13 protein-coding genes and 1 pseudogene are annotated in these 13,282 nt (G+C 46.0%); 10 read left to right on the top strand and 4 right to left on the bottom strand.

Annotated features, from left to right (window positions below; genetic code table 11):
* Window positions 1–48 precede the first annotated feature (48 nt).
* The 7 genes from PMG71_RS03815 (at window position 49) to PMG71_RS03785 (ending at window position 7,463) form a co-directional block, all read left to right on the top strand.
* Window positions 49–375 (top strand): DUF433 domain-containing protein, encoded by a 327-nt coding sequence (locus tag PMG71_RS03815; protein WP_283752316.1) that lies wholly within the window; start codon window positions 49–51, stop codon window positions 373–375.
* A 6-nt stretch (window positions 376–381) separates the two neighbouring features.
* On the top strand, window positions 382–735 hold the full coding sequence (locus PMG71_RS03810; RefSeq protein ID WP_283752315.1) for a DUF5615 family PIN-like protein: 354 nt from the start codon (window positions 382–384) through the stop codon (window positions 733–735).
* A 249-nt stretch (window positions 736–984) separates the two neighbouring features.
* On the top strand, window positions 985–3,393 hold the full coding sequence (locus tag PMG71_RS03805) for a CHAT domain-containing protein (protein WP_283752314.1): 2,409 nt from the start codon (window positions 985–987) through the stop codon (window positions 3,391–3,393).
* Window positions 3,394–3,501: 108 nt separating this feature from the next.
* Complete coding sequence (locus PMG71_RS03800; RefSeq protein ID WP_283752313.1) at window positions 3,502–4,359, top strand: hypothetical protein; 858 nt, start codon at window positions 3,502–3,504, stop codon at window positions 4,357–4,359.
* Between the two features lie 331 nt (window positions 4,360–4,690).
* Window positions 4,691–6,280, top strand: a complete 1,590-nt coding sequence (locus PMG71_RS03795) for a hypothetical protein (RefSeq protein ID WP_283752312.1) — start codon at window positions 4,691–4,693, stop codon at window positions 6,278–6,280.
* Between the two features lie 53 nt (window positions 6,281–6,333).
* Window positions 6,334–7,050, top strand: coding sequence for a GDSL-type esterase/lipase family protein (locus tag PMG71_RS03790; protein ID WP_283752311.1), 717 nt, complete (start codon window positions 6,334–6,336; stop codon window positions 7,048–7,050).
* A 98-nt stretch (window positions 7,051–7,148) separates the two neighbouring features.
* Window positions 7,149–7,463, top strand: a complete 315-nt coding sequence (locus tag PMG71_RS03785; RefSeq protein ID WP_283752310.1) for a hypothetical protein — start codon at window positions 7,149–7,151, stop codon at window positions 7,461–7,463.
* Between the two features lie 25 nt (window positions 7,464–7,488).
* On the opposite strand, the gene PMG71_RS03780 is transcribed toward PMG71_RS03785, so the two are convergent.
* The 4 genes from PMG71_RS03780 to pgsA all read right to left on the bottom strand — a co-directional run bounded on the left by PMG71_RS03780 (window position 7,489) and on the right by pgsA (window position 11,084).
* Window positions 7,489–7,953, bottom strand: a complete 465-nt coding sequence (locus PMG71_RS03780; protein ID WP_283752309.1) for a DNA phosphorothioation-associated protein 4 — start codon at window positions 7,951–7,953, stop codon at window positions 7,489–7,491.
* 57 nt (window positions 7,954–8,010) lie between these two features.
* Complete coding sequence (psb28, locus tag PMG71_RS03775) at window positions 8,011–8,346, bottom strand: photosystem II reaction center protein Psb28 (protein WP_283752308.1); 336 nt, start codon at window positions 8,344–8,346, stop codon at window positions 8,011–8,013.
* 84 nt (window positions 8,347–8,430) lie between these two features.
* Window positions 8,431–10,518 carry a potassium channel family protein gene (locus PMG71_RS03770; RefSeq protein WP_283752307.1) on the bottom strand — a complete coding sequence of 696 codons (2,088 nt, stop codon included), beginning with the start codon at window positions 10,516–10,518 and terminating at the stop codon, window positions 8,431–8,433.
* A 50-nt stretch (window positions 10,519–10,568) separates the two neighbouring features.
* Window positions 10,569–11,084 (bottom strand): CDP-diacylglycerol--glycerol-3-phosphate 3-phosphatidyltransferase, encoded by a 516-nt coding sequence (gene pgsA / locus PMG71_RS03765; protein ID WP_283752306.1) that lies wholly within the window; start codon window positions 11,082–11,084, stop codon window positions 10,569–10,571.
* A 124-nt stretch (window positions 11,085–11,208) separates the two neighbouring features.
* Here pgsA and PMG71_RS03760 point away from each other — a divergent pair, with 124 nt between their 5' ends.
* From PMG71_RS03760 to miaB, 3 genes and pseudogenes are all read left to right on the top strand, one after another.
* Window positions 11,209–11,454: a UPF0175 family protein gene (locus PMG71_RS03760; RefSeq protein ID WP_283752305.1), complete on the top strand. Its 246-nt coding sequence runs from the start codon at window positions 11,209–11,211 to the stop codon at window positions 11,452–11,454.
* Window positions 11,451–11,558, top strand: a pseudogene (locus PMG71_RS23820) (PIN domain-containing protein); the annotation flags it as partial. The gene PMG71_RS03760 and the pseudogene PMG71_RS23820, both read left to right, overlap by 4 nt.
* A gap of 137 nt (window positions 11,559–11,695) precedes the next feature.
* On the top strand, window positions 11,696–13,057 hold the full coding sequence (gene miaB, locus PMG71_RS03755; protein WP_283752304.1) for a tRNA (N6-isopentenyl adenosine(37)-C2)-methylthiotransferase MiaB: 1,362 nt from the start codon (window positions 11,696–11,698) through the stop codon (window positions 13,055–13,057).
* Window positions 13,058–13,282: the final 225 nt, after the last annotated feature.

Below are 13,282 nucleotides of genomic sequence, written 5' to 3'. Positions count from 1 at the left end.
GTTCTACGATCGCGCTATCCTAAAAATAGTTGATGTGGCACGCAACAAATGACAATAGCCGTTGAAAACGTCCCATTAGTTACCGATCGCCAAGGCGTTATCCGAGTTGCCCAAACCCGTGTAACTCTAGATACGGTTGTGACGGCTTTTCTTGAGGGATGTACGCCAGAGGAAATCAGAGAACAGTATCCATCATTACAACTTCCCGATATCTATCTGGTGATCGGTTACTACCTTAGACATCAGGATGAGGTTCATACCTATCTGGCAGAACGTCAACGACAAGCCGATGCGATGCGGCAGGAGCTTGAGCAGCGTTTCGATCCGGTGGGAATACGCGATCGCTTACTTGCCAGACAAAATCAATTCAGGTAGTCTGAAATGACTCGATTCCTGGCTGATGAAAATTTTAACAACCAAATTGTACGAGGTGTTCTTCGTCAAAGTCCAGATGTTGACATTGTGCGCGTTCAAGATGTCGGTCTGTCTGGAGTCGATGACCCAACTGTTTTAGAATGGGCTGCACAAGAGGAACGAATTGTCCTCACTCATGATGTGGCTACCATGACCACTTTTGCTTATCAACGCATCCAGGCTGGGTTGCTCATGCCTGGGTTGTTTGAGGTGAGTCGGCGCGTTCCTGTAGGGTTGGCAATAGAGGAAATAATCTTGATTGCCCAGTGCAGCCTTGAGGGAGAATGGGAAGGACAAGTAAGATTTCTGCCTCTGAGATAGCATGGGTAATGGATGATTGGATTGCCCGATTCCCAGAAACCCGGTTTCTCCCCAATCGCCTCATTGTTAATTGTTAATTGTTAATTGTTCATTCAATCGTAGGGGCGGGTTATACCCAAATCTAGAACACCAAACCACCAATCCTCTAAACCCGCCCCCACCCACCGGAAACCCAACCCAGCAACCCAGAACCATTGTTTCGGCTATCGCCGACATGAAAATTGTTAATTGTTCATTATTAATTGACCTATGGATGCAGACAATCTATTCAACCAAGGGATAGAACAATACTACAAAAGCCAGTTTCGCGAAGCTTTCGCCTCCTGGGAACAGGCCCTTGCTCTCTATCGGGAAATGGGAAATCGCCAGGGAGAGGCAGCTTCCCTGGGAAATCTGGGCCTTGCCTACCAATCATTAGGGCAATACCAAAGAGCGATAGACTTCTACGAGCAGTCTTTAACCCTAGCTAGGGAAATCGGAAATCGCCAGGGAGAGGCTTCTTCCCTGGGAAGTCTGGGCATTGCCTACCGTGCATTAGGGCAATACCAAAGAGCGATCGCCTTCCACGAGCAGTATTTAACCATAGCCAGGGAAATCGGCGATCGCCAGGGAGAGGCAATTTCCCTGGGAAATCTGGGCAGTGCCTACTATTCATTAGGGCAATACCAAAGAGCGATAGACTTCCACCAGCAGTATTTAACCCTAGCCAGGGAAATCGGTGATCGCCAGGGAGAGGCAGCTTCCCTGGGAAATCTGGGCAATGCCTACTATTCATTAGGGCAATACCAAAGAGCGATCGACTTTCACCAGCAGTCTTTAACCATAAAAAGGGAAATCGGCGATCTTCATGGGGAATGGAGTTCCCTAAATAATCTTGGTAATAGTCTCCGGAAAATTCCACAGCTAGTAGATTTAGCTGAAAAAACGCTACGAAAAGCGGTAGAAGTCTGCGAAACGTTGCGATCTGACTTACAAGACAGCCATCAAATCTCCATCTTTGAAACCCAGCGCTCCTCCTACCGAATGTTGGAAGAAGTCCTCATTGCCCAAGATCAACATATCCAAGCACTAGAAATCTCCGAGCGCGGGCGCACCCGTGCCTTTATCGACCTGCTCAGACAGCGCTTCCCCGAAGAGAGCAACCCTTACATCAGCGCCCCTCAAATTCGCCAAGTTGCCCAAACCCAAAACGCCACCCTGGTCGAATACTCCATTGTTACCGCAGAACTCTATATCTGGGTGATCCAACCCACCGGAAACATCGAGTTTCGCCGCTCCCCCATCACTGAATCCGAACTCGACAACCTGGAAACCCTAATTCTCCGGGCGCGAGTCTCCATCGGTATCACCGAAAAAGACAACGACAACCAACTCCTCAAACTCAACCCGGAAGAAAAACCCCGCAACGGTCACTTTCCCTGGCTGCAATACCTCTACAATATCCTCATCGCCCCCATTACCGACCTCCTGCCCACCGACCCCGAAGCGCGAGTCATCTTCATTCCCCACTATGCCCTCTATTTGGTTCCCTTCGCGTCCTTACAGAACCCCCAAGGGCGCTATCTGATCGAAGACCATACCGTCCTCACGGCTCCCTCCATTCAAGTCCTAGAGACCACCCACGCCCAACAGCAGCGCCTGCACCCAACCCAGAAAAAAGCCCTCGTCGTCGCCGAACCCACCCTGCACCCCAAGTTCCAGAAGAACTATAAACTCAATCCCTACCCCTACATGAAAGAAGCAGGGGAAAGCATTGGCGCTACCTTAGCAACCGATGCCATCACTGGCGATAGAGCGACCAAAGTTGCCGTGATTAACCGACTGCTCGAAGTAGACACGCGCACCGTTCACATTTTCGCCCATGCCTTACAAGAGTTAAAACTCGAAGACCGCAAACAAGACTTAGAAACCGATATTCCTGGCGTAATTATCTTAGCCCCCGATGGTGACGATGATGGAGCCTTATATGCCGAAGAAATTCTCGATTTAGACTTAAATTCAGAAATTATTGTCCTCAGCGCCTGTAGCACCGGCAAAGGTAAAATTACCGGCGATGGCATCATCGGCCTATCGCGCTGTTTCATTCTCTCCGGAGTTCCCAGTCTCGTTGTCTCCCTCTGGAACATCGGCGCACCGGCCGCCAAAGTCCTGATGACGGAATTTTACCAAAACCTCGCCCAGGGCAAAAACCGCGCCTCCGCCCTCCGTCATGCTATGCTCAACACCAAAACCCGGTTTCCCAAACCCGAATCCTGGTCTGGGTTCACCCTCATCGGCGAAACCCAACCCCTCACCCTCACCACCCAAAACATAGAAGAGGCCTTACGCACCATGTCCATCCCCGAACATGCCACCCCCGCAGCCATCGTCAAAGCCTTCACCGACCTATTCGACTACTACGAACCCGAATTTTTAACCCAAATTCAAGGCTTAGACCTCCAACCCACGGACAGCATCGAAACCCTAGCCACCAAAATCAAAACCTGGTGCAAAACCCATCCCAACGTCGAAGAAAACATCGAAAACGACCTCAGCCAAATGGGCCTCGATGATGCCGAAGAAGCAGAAGACGACCCGGAAGAAGTGGTCAAAAGAGCCTATGAAAAATACCTAGAAAACCTCAACCGCTTAGGTCAAACCAACGAGAAACAACAGTAGCTCAACCCACGCGGCAACCCAGAAACCCGGTTTCTTCAAGAAACCGGGTTTCTTAACCCTCTCAACCGATCCCCATTTTTAATTTTTAATTTTTAATTTTTAATTGATATGCCTCTCCCTGGCTACAAACCCCAAGCCGAAGACACCAGCATTGATGCCGATATTTTCCTCTTTGAAAAACTGCGTCAATTTTCCCCCGTCCAAAAAACCCAACGAGTCAAAACCTTTAATCAATCCGTCCGAAAAATGGCTCTCTTCTCTCTCAAGAGAACCTTTCCCCAAGCCTCCCCACCAGAGCTTACTCAAGCCTATGTCAACCAAAAGCTACTCACCTTCAACTTACCTAAATCCAGCGATCAATTACTCGATAAATTAATGATCTTAGACCCCATTTCATTAGCGCAAAACATCGCTGAAATCTTAAATCCTTTAGACATTCCCTATATGGTTGGTGGCTCGGTGGCGAGTTCTCTATGGGGGGAAGAACGCTCCACTCAAGACTTAGACTTGGTTATCGATCTCCAATCCGTTAAAGTTGCTCCCTTAGTTGCGGCAATGTCCGCAGAATTCTACATTAATGAAGCAACGGTTACCGAAGCCATGAATAACGAATCCTCGTTTAATGCTATTCATTTATTCTCAGCCGAGAAAGTCGATTTCTTTGTCCTCCCCAACGATGACTTTTCCCGTTCTAAATTTAGTCGTCGTCAGCCCTATCGAGTCTCTGAAGACCCCAATATTGACCTTTATCTCTACTCACCAGAAGATATTGTGCTGCAAAAATTGCGCTGGTACACCCTCACCGGAATGCAGTCCCAGAAGCAATGGCGAGATGTGTTAGGGGTTTTGAAAGTGCAACGTTTATCCCTTGATTGGGTTTATCTTAAACAATGGGCGGAATTTCTTCAGCTTACGTCCCTGTTAAATCAGGGGTTGCAAGAATCAGGTTTGGAAATGGGGGAATAGGGGAATGGGGAAATAGGGGAATGGGGCGGGTTTAGGTAAGATATTTGTGGGTATTCTAGATCTTGGTAAAACCTGCGCCTACAGTGAATCATTGACCTGGAAACCCAGAAACCCGGTTTCTTCAAGAAACCGGGTTTCTTAACCGGGAATGGGGCGGGTTTAGGTAAGATATTTGTGGGTATTCTAGATTTTGGTAAAACCTGCGCCTACAGTGAATCATTGACCTGGAAAACCCAGAAACCGGGAATGAGGGCGGGTTTAGGTAAGATATTTGTGGGTATTCTAGATCTTGGTAAAACCCGCCCCTACAGCAAATCATCATCAATTAAAAATGACTGAAATTCAAAACCCTATTTTCACGCTCTACGCTTTCCACTTTTGGTCAGATTTTGACCAAGGCTATCAAATGCCCGCAAAAAATGCCGAGGAACTCTGGCAAACCTTCGCCACAACGGTTGCGACTGCTTTTAACAGTGAAGAGCTGAAAACCTTCCGCGCCAACTTGCATCCAATTCAAGAAAATGAACCCTGGCAAGACCTGATCAAAGGACAACGAAAACTGAAGTTAAGCCAAGTTCCCTTAACTCCAACGCTGCAAGCTAAAGGAGCATTTCACGCTGAAAAGTTGCAAGATGTCTATCTAGGCGAACTAACTCTCTTTTTAGATAAACGTGACCGAAAAATATCGCTTTTTTGTCACCAAATTAACGGTTTTAATCCCAATAATATTCTTTCCTATTCTACCCTAAATCCCTCGTTAGGTCAAAGTTTTTTACTCTATGCCGAACCCAGTAAACCGATTGCCCTGAAAGACTATCGCATCCTAATTAATGAATATCGCGACCTAGCGGATGATTGTGTAACCGGCTTATTTCCCGATCGCCCCACAGAAATGATCCCCCGTCCTCTACAGACCCGTGAAGGTCAACTGTTCGGTAGCCCCTTATTCCTGTACGAAGCGGAAAATACTTATATTTTAGTCTGGCTCAAATTCAAAGAAAATAGCTTATCTTCTTTTATCAATAAAAGGTTCAACCGACCCCTGAAAGAACTACTCTGCTTTCGCCATAAAATCCTCTTCACTACCCAACAATCGAGACAATACTACGAAGAAGCGCAAAAGCTGGCCAACGAGCTAGAGCAACAAATTCCCCGGTTTAGCCAAATTGAGCAAGAAACCGATGACGAAAAACGGTTACAAGAGTTAAAACGATTACTCAATAATATCCGCAAACTGGGATTTAAGTATAGCCAAACCCTGCGCCTGCTCCGCGAGTGCTACAACACCACGGACACCAATATCAAGAATTTTCAAAAGGCATTTACTGAGATTAACCAGGCGAAATTGACCGATGATCATTTCCCCTTCTGGGACTCTTTTCTCGACTTAGCGAAAAATACTTATCTGCAACAAATCGAAACCTACTTAAATTATTTACTCGCGGGTCAAAATCTGTTTCAAGAAATGATTGCCACCATTCGCGGCATGTTAGAAATTGAGCAAATTGAAGCCGATCGCGCTCTGGAAGAACGGTTAGTCAGACAAGTAAAAGCTAGTCGAAAGTTACACAAAGATCTAGTTAAGCAAGCCAAACAAAGCCGGAAATTACAGAAGACGTTACTTAAGTTAGAGAAAAAGATTAAAAAAAGCAATGAACAAGAATCCATTGATAGCCACAACTTAAATATTACCATCGGGGTCGTCGGTGGCGGTATGGCTGCCGCGAGTGTGATCGCCACTAGCTATGCTCTGATTACAGACAAAAACCCCTTACTGATGCCGTGGGATGCCAATGCTACTGTTGTGCATCCCTTTGTAAAATCGGTGGGTTTGAGTCTCGGATGGGGGTTAGTATTGGCGATTTGGCTGATTCTCTTCCTATGGCGACGCAAACCCAAGGGAAGAAACGAAAAGGAGTAGGCCCTAGAGCATTTTGCTAAAATAGTGACTACTATTAAGGATTGCTCCTAATCATGATTGCCTCTATCCTGAGTTTAAGTCTACTGCCCTTCGCTCAACGCAGAGTACGGCGAAGTCTCCTTCTGATCGTCCTCCTATTCACCACCTGGGGACTCGTCATCAGTTGCGGTTCATCTGTGAACCAGGTGAAAAACTTGCAACTTGGACAAGGAGAACAGATTATTGTTTTGGGTGATAGCATTGCTTCGGGGTATGGACTGAACCCAGAGCAAGCTTTTCCCAGTCTTTTAAGTCGTCGGTTGAATGTGCCGATTCTGAATCAGGGGGTTCCAGGGGATACAACGGCTATGGGGTTAGCACGGTTGCAAACGGATGTGCTGGATGAAAATCCCTGGTTGGTGATGGTGGAGTTGTCGGGGAATGACTATCTACAGAACATCGCAGAAACGGAGACTGAGGAGAATTTACGGCAAATCATTACGCAAATTCAAGCTCAGGGGGCGATCGCCGTTATATTGGGGATTAATGTGGGAGTTGTGGGGGACAAATACGATCGCATGTTTGAGCAGTTGGCAAAGGAGACGCAAGCGCATTTGATTCCCCAGATTCTCAAGGGTTTGCTCAGAGACGAGAAATACCGACAAGATGATATCATTCATCCGAGTGCGGCTGGCCATGAGGTAATCGGCGATCGCATCTTCAAAGGCTTACAACCCTTACTCAAAGCCGCTAAGATTCCCCCAAACCTTGAGAATCTGGCGATCGAATAGTCAGAAAAAATGTTAACCTTTGTAAAGTATCAGGGGTGTGGCAAAGAACCTGGTAAGATACCTGTCGAAACTCTCCGATCTTATGAAGGGAAATCGTTATGAGCTGGGAAACTGTGCGCCGACATCTTTCGGAATTAACGGAATTAATTAGTCAATTGGAGTATGAAAACCTCAACGCGGAACAAAAGAAAGTCAAAGCTTCCCTCATTGAGACTTATGAAGAGATGAGAACCCGCGTCATAGAAGAGTATTGGCGCGAGATTGAGATGAAAGGCGCTTATATGTCAGAAGAAGGGGGATTAATTGGAGTGGCAGAAGAACTAAAAAATGCATTAGAGGCTGATGGCAATTACTTAGGCAAAACGCAAAAAGCAGTTGATGCCTTTATAGCAGATGTGCAAAAGTTGCGCTAAACCCTAGCTTGTCTCTAGCGGTTAACTAGAGAAATTGGCTTAAATCGAATTCTGGGGGTGACTCTTGGGGATGCCTTTGCTTGTGCAACATCAGGGGAAGATGATGGGTGATATCAATAATACCGCGCAATTCTTCTTGTAAGATCTGCAATCCCCCATTGGCATATTCTTCTAGAATTTGAATTTGTTGGGCGATCGCCTCTGGAGAGGATAGGGAAAGAACACTAACCTCCTCCGTTGTGGCGATCGCCAATAGGCGAATGGTGCGATCGTATCCTCGCGATCGAAAAACATCCCAAGCAATGGGAGCGGGTTCTTTGGCAATCACATCATCTAGGGGAATTGCCTGATGGCGTTGATATCCTAAACTAGCGGCAAACATCACCACATCTGCATAGGTTTCAAACGGTGCATTATCCTCATCAGACTCTACCAACCGCTTAACCAACTCTCCCTTATCCTTTGCCAATCGAATGCGGTAGACTGCCATCCTAACTTTTCCCCATTCAGAAAGTGAGTCGAGACGAGATTCGCCCCAATATCGCCATTAGGCTTTCTGAAACCCTAAACCATGCTCTTTGCCGTAGCGTTCCATAAAGCGCATAAACCGATCCCACTCACCTTCTCCCCTCATCACATAGAAGGCTTCTACCGTGGTGGGTTCACCATCAACAAACTTAGCGGTTACCTCCCGACTGACGATTTCTCCTTCTTCATCAATCAGATGTAAGCCGGTTACTTCATCGGTATTGCCTTCCTTAAAAACAGTGGGATCGGAAAAAATAAATGTTGCTGTACCACTACTTTTATCTTTAGCACGGGTTAGACGCACTTCAGGAACATCTTTTTCTGTGATTCCTTTGGTTAACTGGATTTCTGCCATATTTTTTGTGATTTAGGGTAATTCAAACGAATTAAAGGTATTTTACTATCATGTCAGTACCCAAGCACTTGTGCAACTCTGGCTCTAGGTCTTCGGTTTGGGTTTGATTAATTGGGCTTTAACTCGCGATCGCTTTAATTCTCCCACTAAACGGGCCGCTTGATGAAGATAGAGCCGTTTCGGTAAGATTTTGGGCAATTGATCCATCAACTCACGAGCGCCGCTTAAACTGTATCCGGAAATGCGCGCAATCACATTGGCTCCATCGAAAGCCGCATCCCTTGTCGGCGTAGAATCAATCCGAACTCTCCAAGTTGGGGTGATGATGGTTCCGTGTTCAATGCGTTTTAAGCCTTCAATGGAAGACAATACCACAATGCGATCGCCCACTGCCAGCCGCAGATCGTCAGAAGGCATCAATGTTGCCGTCTCCGGTGGAGTTTGGTGAAGCAGCACCACCACCCGATAGCCATAAGCCACTTCACTAATCAGTAATCCATGTAAGGTATCAATTTCTTCAATTTGATATTCTGTAACTAAAATGGTCTTATGATAGCGAAACAAACTAATAATATTTTCACCAAACGCCGCTCCAGCAAAGGCTTCGGCGGCTACCTCATAGGTTCCCAATATTTGTACATTGGTCAATAAGTGACTTAGATATTGGCTTAAACCTTGGCCATACGTGCCAATAACTAAATGGGTGTTAGGATTTAATCGCCGAGCCATGAGTGCAATTTCTAGATTAAGCATTTCATTATCGGTGGTGATAATCACGCTTCTAGCCGTTAATACATTGGCTTTGGTCAGGGCTTCGGTTAAATTTCCGACGACGAGGGGAATACGGGGTAGTACATTCTGATCCAAATTTGGGTTAAAAGGAATGACCACTAGGGCTTGTTCCAAATTATCCAAGAAACCGGCGACCTGTTGTCCGAGGCGATCGAGTCCCACTAGGATTAAATGGTCAGTTTTAGGAATGGGGGGACGGCGACGCAACAATTCAAATTTAGAGGAAAGAATGGCTTCAGTGAGCAGGGCATACAAAACCCCAACAAATGCCGTCCCCACTAAGGTTAGGGTAAACGCAAATAACTGTAAGGCTGCGGGAATCTTGGTGATGGGTTCCAAGTCTCCAAATAATTCTCCATAGTCTCCAAGCAACAGGATAGCTGTGGCATAAAATGAATATAACAGAGTCGTATTGGGATAATAAGCCTTAAATAAAACTGTGCCTAGGATTAATAAAAATACAACAATAATCGCATTGATAATGGCAACTTTTCGTACTCCAGTGATCAAAAATTCATCCTTAAATCTTTGCCATTGCAACTGCCAAAAGGTCACTTCAAAAAGCTGCGTATTCCAAAAATGAGTCAATCTAGACCCAAGGGTTTGACGAGAGTTGCTTCTGGGTCGCTCAGACAAATTTCTCCTGAAGTTGGGGGTCTGTTGCTCATCGGTTAGAGAAAGCTTGTCCACAACTTCTACATAAACAATCTCGTCACCCGGTTTAACCACATCCTTGGGATTCCATCGATAAAAATGGGGCAATAACCCCGGTTTGGGGTGATAGAACAGAACTCGCCGTTTGCTGGTATTGAGGTCTTGAAGCGATCGCGTATGACACCATCGATGGCCCTCTTCAAGTTTATGGGTAATCACCTGGAGATGTTGACCATCTAGCTCAAAAAAGCCCAAGGTTCCCGCCCCCAAACCGGCTAAACCAAAGGCAGTGGCGACCATTTGTCTCGGTTCGGCAGCAAAGAAATTACCTAACTGTTCGCTCAATAGTTGATTCAAGTTATCCGCCGCAGAACGCACTACAATTCTCACATGGGGATTCAGTTGCCGTACTGCTAAAGCGGTTTGAGCGTTCACTTCTTCGTCACTGGTAACAATTAAAACTGTCCGACAGCTTTGAATTTGAGCCTGTTCGAGAATGTATAGTTGCCGACAGTCTCCTATAATCAAGGAATCTAATAATTCGGGAACTGTCGCTAATTCCCATTCAGCAGGAGGCATTTTTTCAATCCCAATAACAATGACTCCAAAATTCCTCAGAGCAATCACGCATTCTTGACCGAGACGACCTAATCCACAGATTAAAAAGCGATCGCCGTTTTGAGAGGGAGGAGTTACATTGGGTGGTGTAGGTGACAGGGTTGACATAACCTCAGTTCTCACTTGAGAAACGACATCAACTGAGCCTTACTCATTATTCATGACTCACCGGAAGGTTGGGGAAAAATATAAATCAAGCCTGAAATCCAGGTTAGAGCTACAGCACTCCAAAAGAAGATTAAGATAGGTAGAGTCCAAGAAACGGGAGTTGGAGCAATTAAAAAGGCGATCGCCCCAATTTGCACCACGGTTTTCAGTTTTCCCCAAATATTCGCCCCCGAAACCGTGGTTTGATTGACGCGCCATCCGGCGATCGTCAATTCCCGCGCTAAAATTAGAAACACCCCCCAAGCTGGAACTTCTCCCAACTCCACCAACGACAACAACGGCGCTAACACCAACAACTTATCCACCAAAGGGTCTAAAAACTTACCCATCTCACTGACTTGATTGAGCCGCCGCGCCAAATAGCCATCTAACCAGTCTGTTCCCGCAGCCACCAAAAACACCGCCAAACAAAACCAGCGCCGCTCTACCGTCGGCTCCAGTAAACTGTAGAGCAGAAACGGAACTCCCAGCAAGCGAGAAAATGTAATCCAATTGGGAAGGGTCATGTCAATTAAAAATTATCTCAAGTCTGTTGAATCAATTATAATAGGTCATTGCGAATGAAGGGTTATATCAATGAACAATGAACAATGAACAATTTAAAAGAAATGATTGCTGGAGTAAGTCAAAATGAATATTACGATTCCTGATGAAATCCTTCACTCGGCTCAACTGTCCGAAGCGGATATTAAACTAGAACTGGCGATATCACTCTATCAACAACGGAAAATTAGTACAGGACAAGCCCGCCATCTTGCCGGGATGCACTTGATACAGTTTCAACAAGAACTATCTAAAAGAGGAGTATATCTCAATTATGAGGTAGAAGATTTCGAGGCGGATATTCAAACCTTAAAAAGGTTAGGAGAGTTATGATTGTTGTTAGCAATACTTCTGCAATTACCAATCTTGCAGCAATTGATCAACTTGAACTCCTGCACCATCTTTATCAGACTATTCTAATTCCCCAAGCTGTCTATATCGATAGAGCTGGCTTTCGTATTAATCAGCAATTGTATAGCACTATTTAGTTTCTGCTAATGAAAGTTGATTGAGGAAATCAGTATGAAACTAATGTAAAATTAAAAATGGTACTTGACTCTCAACTCTAAAACCCATGACCCATCGTCGTTATCACATTACTACCTTTGGATGCCAAATGAACAAGGCCGACTCGGAGCGGATGGCTGGCATTCTAGAGGATATCGGCTTAGAATTCGTCGAAGACCCTTATCAAGCGGATGTGATTCTCTACAATACCTGTACCATTCGTGATAACGCCGAGCAAAAGGTCTATTCTTATCTGGGAAGACAAGCCAAACGCAAACATGAAAACCCCAATTTAACCCTAATTGTGGCTGGATGTGTGGCCCAACAGGAAGGGGAAGCGCTCTTGCGTCGGGTTCCAGAACTCGATTTAGTCATGGGGCCCCAACATGCCAACCGCTTGGGAGATTTGTTGGAGCAAGTCCTAGAGGGGAACCAGGTGGTAGCTACGGAACCGGTTCATATTATGGAGGATATCACCAAACCCCGGCGCGATAGTAAGATTACGGCTTGGGTGAATGTGATTTATGGCTGCAATGAGCGCTGTTCCTATTGTGTGGTTCCTGGAGTTAGAGGGGTGGAACAGTCTCGGACTCCCCAGGCCATTCGGGAAGAAATGGAACAGTTGGGTCAGCAGGGATATAAGGAGGTGACGCTGTTGGGTCAAAATATTGACGCTTATGGTCGGGATTTACCCGGAATTACGCCGGAAGGAAGACGGGAGAATACGTTTACGGATTTGCTCTATTTTGTTCATGATGTGGAAGGAATTGAGCGCATCCGATTTGCCACCAGTCACCCCCGCTATTTCACGGAGCGGTTAATTCGCGCTTGTGCAGAGTTACCGAAGGTGTGTAAACATTTTCATATTCCGTTTCAGTCTGGAGATAATGACATCCTCAAGGCTATGCGGCGCGGGTATACCCATCAGAAGTATCGCCGGATTATTGATAAGATTCGCGACTTGATGCCGGATGCCTCCATTAGTGCGGATGCAATTGTGGGGTTTCCCGGAGAAACGGAGGAACAATTTGAGCATACTCTGGAGTTGGTTGAGGATATTGGCTTTGACCAGTTAAATACGGCGGCCTATTCTCCTAGACCAGGTACGGAGGCAGCAGTATGGGAAGATCAATTGAGTGAAGAGGTGAAGAGCGATCGCCTACAGAGGTTGAATCATTTAGTTGCTATTAAAGCACAGGAGCGATCGCAGCGTTATCTCGGACGCATGGAAACCGTCCTCGTCGAAGACCAAAATCCCAAGGATGCCACCCAAGTCATGGGACGCACGGATGGCAACCGCTTAACCTTCTTTACCGGAGATATTGAGCAACTTAAGGGGCAATTGGTGCAGGTGAAAATTACAGAAACTCGCGCCTTTAGTCTAACCGGAGAGCAGAGGATAGCTGTGGGTGCTGGCGATCGCACTTAGGACAAAAATGCTGTAATATTGTTTAATTTTCGATCCCCCTAAATCCCCCTTTTTTAAGAGCGATTTAGGGGGATCGAAATCCACTGTCATGAAAAGATAGTTATGCTATGATATCAAGTCCAGTTAATTGGTTAAGAAGCGGGCAAGATGCCCGCACTCCTCGAATTCTTTGATATGACTGGAGTGGGAGCATCTTGCTCCCTGGATTTTTAATTAGGGTATTTC

It is taken from the genome of Roseofilum acuticapitatum BLCC-M154, from assembly GCF_030068475.1.
Classification (GTDB): Bacteria; Cyanobacteriota; Cyanobacteriia; order Cyanobacteriales; family Desertifilaceae; genus Roseofilum; species Roseofilum acuticapitatum.
Note: the sequence above shows the minus strand (reverse complement) of the source record. Positions and strands in the feature narration are given on the sequence as shown.

What these genes read in the sequence shown, in the direction of transcription:
- PMG71_RS03815 (WP_283752316.1), top strand. Translation starts at nt 49, where the DNA reads ATGACAATAGCCGTTGAAAACGTCCCATTAGTTACCGATCGCCAAGGC.
- PMG71_RS03810 (WP_283752315.1), top strand. Translation starts at nt 382, where the DNA reads ATGACTCGATTCCTGGCTGATGAAAATTTTAACAACCAAATTGTACGA.
- PMG71_RS03805 (WP_283752314.1), top strand. Translation starts at nt 985, where the DNA reads ATGGATGCAGACAATCTATTCAACCAAGGGATAGAACAATACTACAAA.
- PMG71_RS03800 (WP_283752313.1), top strand. Translation starts at nt 3,502, where the DNA reads ATGCCTCTCCCTGGCTACAAACCCCAAGCCGAAGACACCAGCATTGAT.
- PMG71_RS03795 (WP_283752312.1), top strand. Translation starts at nt 4,691, where the DNA reads ATGACTGAAATTCAAAACCCTATTTTCACGCTCTACGCTTTCCACTTT.
- PMG71_RS03790 (WP_283752311.1), top strand. Translation starts at nt 6,334, where the DNA reads ATGATTGCCTCTATCCTGAGTTTAAGTCTACTGCCCTTCGCTCAACGC.
- PMG71_RS03785 (WP_283752310.1), top strand. Translation starts at nt 7,149, where the DNA reads ATGAGCTGGGAAACTGTGCGCCGACATCTTTCGGAATTAACGGAATTA.
- PMG71_RS03780 (WP_283752309.1), bottom strand. Translation starts at nt 7,953, where the DNA reads ATGGCAGTCTACCGCATTCGATTGGCAAAGGATAAGGGAGAGTTGGTT.
- psb28 (WP_283752308.1), bottom strand. Translation starts at nt 8,346, where the DNA reads ATGGCAGAAATCCAGTTAACCAAAGGAATCACAGAAAAAGATGTTCCT.
- PMG71_RS03770 (WP_283752307.1), bottom strand. Translation starts at nt 10,518, where the DNA reads ATGTCAACCCTGTCACCTACACCACCCAATGTAACTCCTCCCTCTCAA.
- pgsA (WP_283752306.1), bottom strand. Translation starts at nt 11,084, where the DNA reads ATGACCCTTCCCAATTGGATTACATTTTCTCGCTTGCTGGGAGTTCCG.
- PMG71_RS03760 (WP_283752305.1), top strand. Translation starts at nt 11,209, where the DNA reads ATGAATATTACGATTCCTGATGAAATCCTTCACTCGGCTCAACTGTCC.
- miaB (WP_283752304.1), top strand. Translation starts at nt 11,696, where the DNA reads ATGACCCATCGTCGTTATCACATTACTACCTTTGGATGCCAAATGAAC.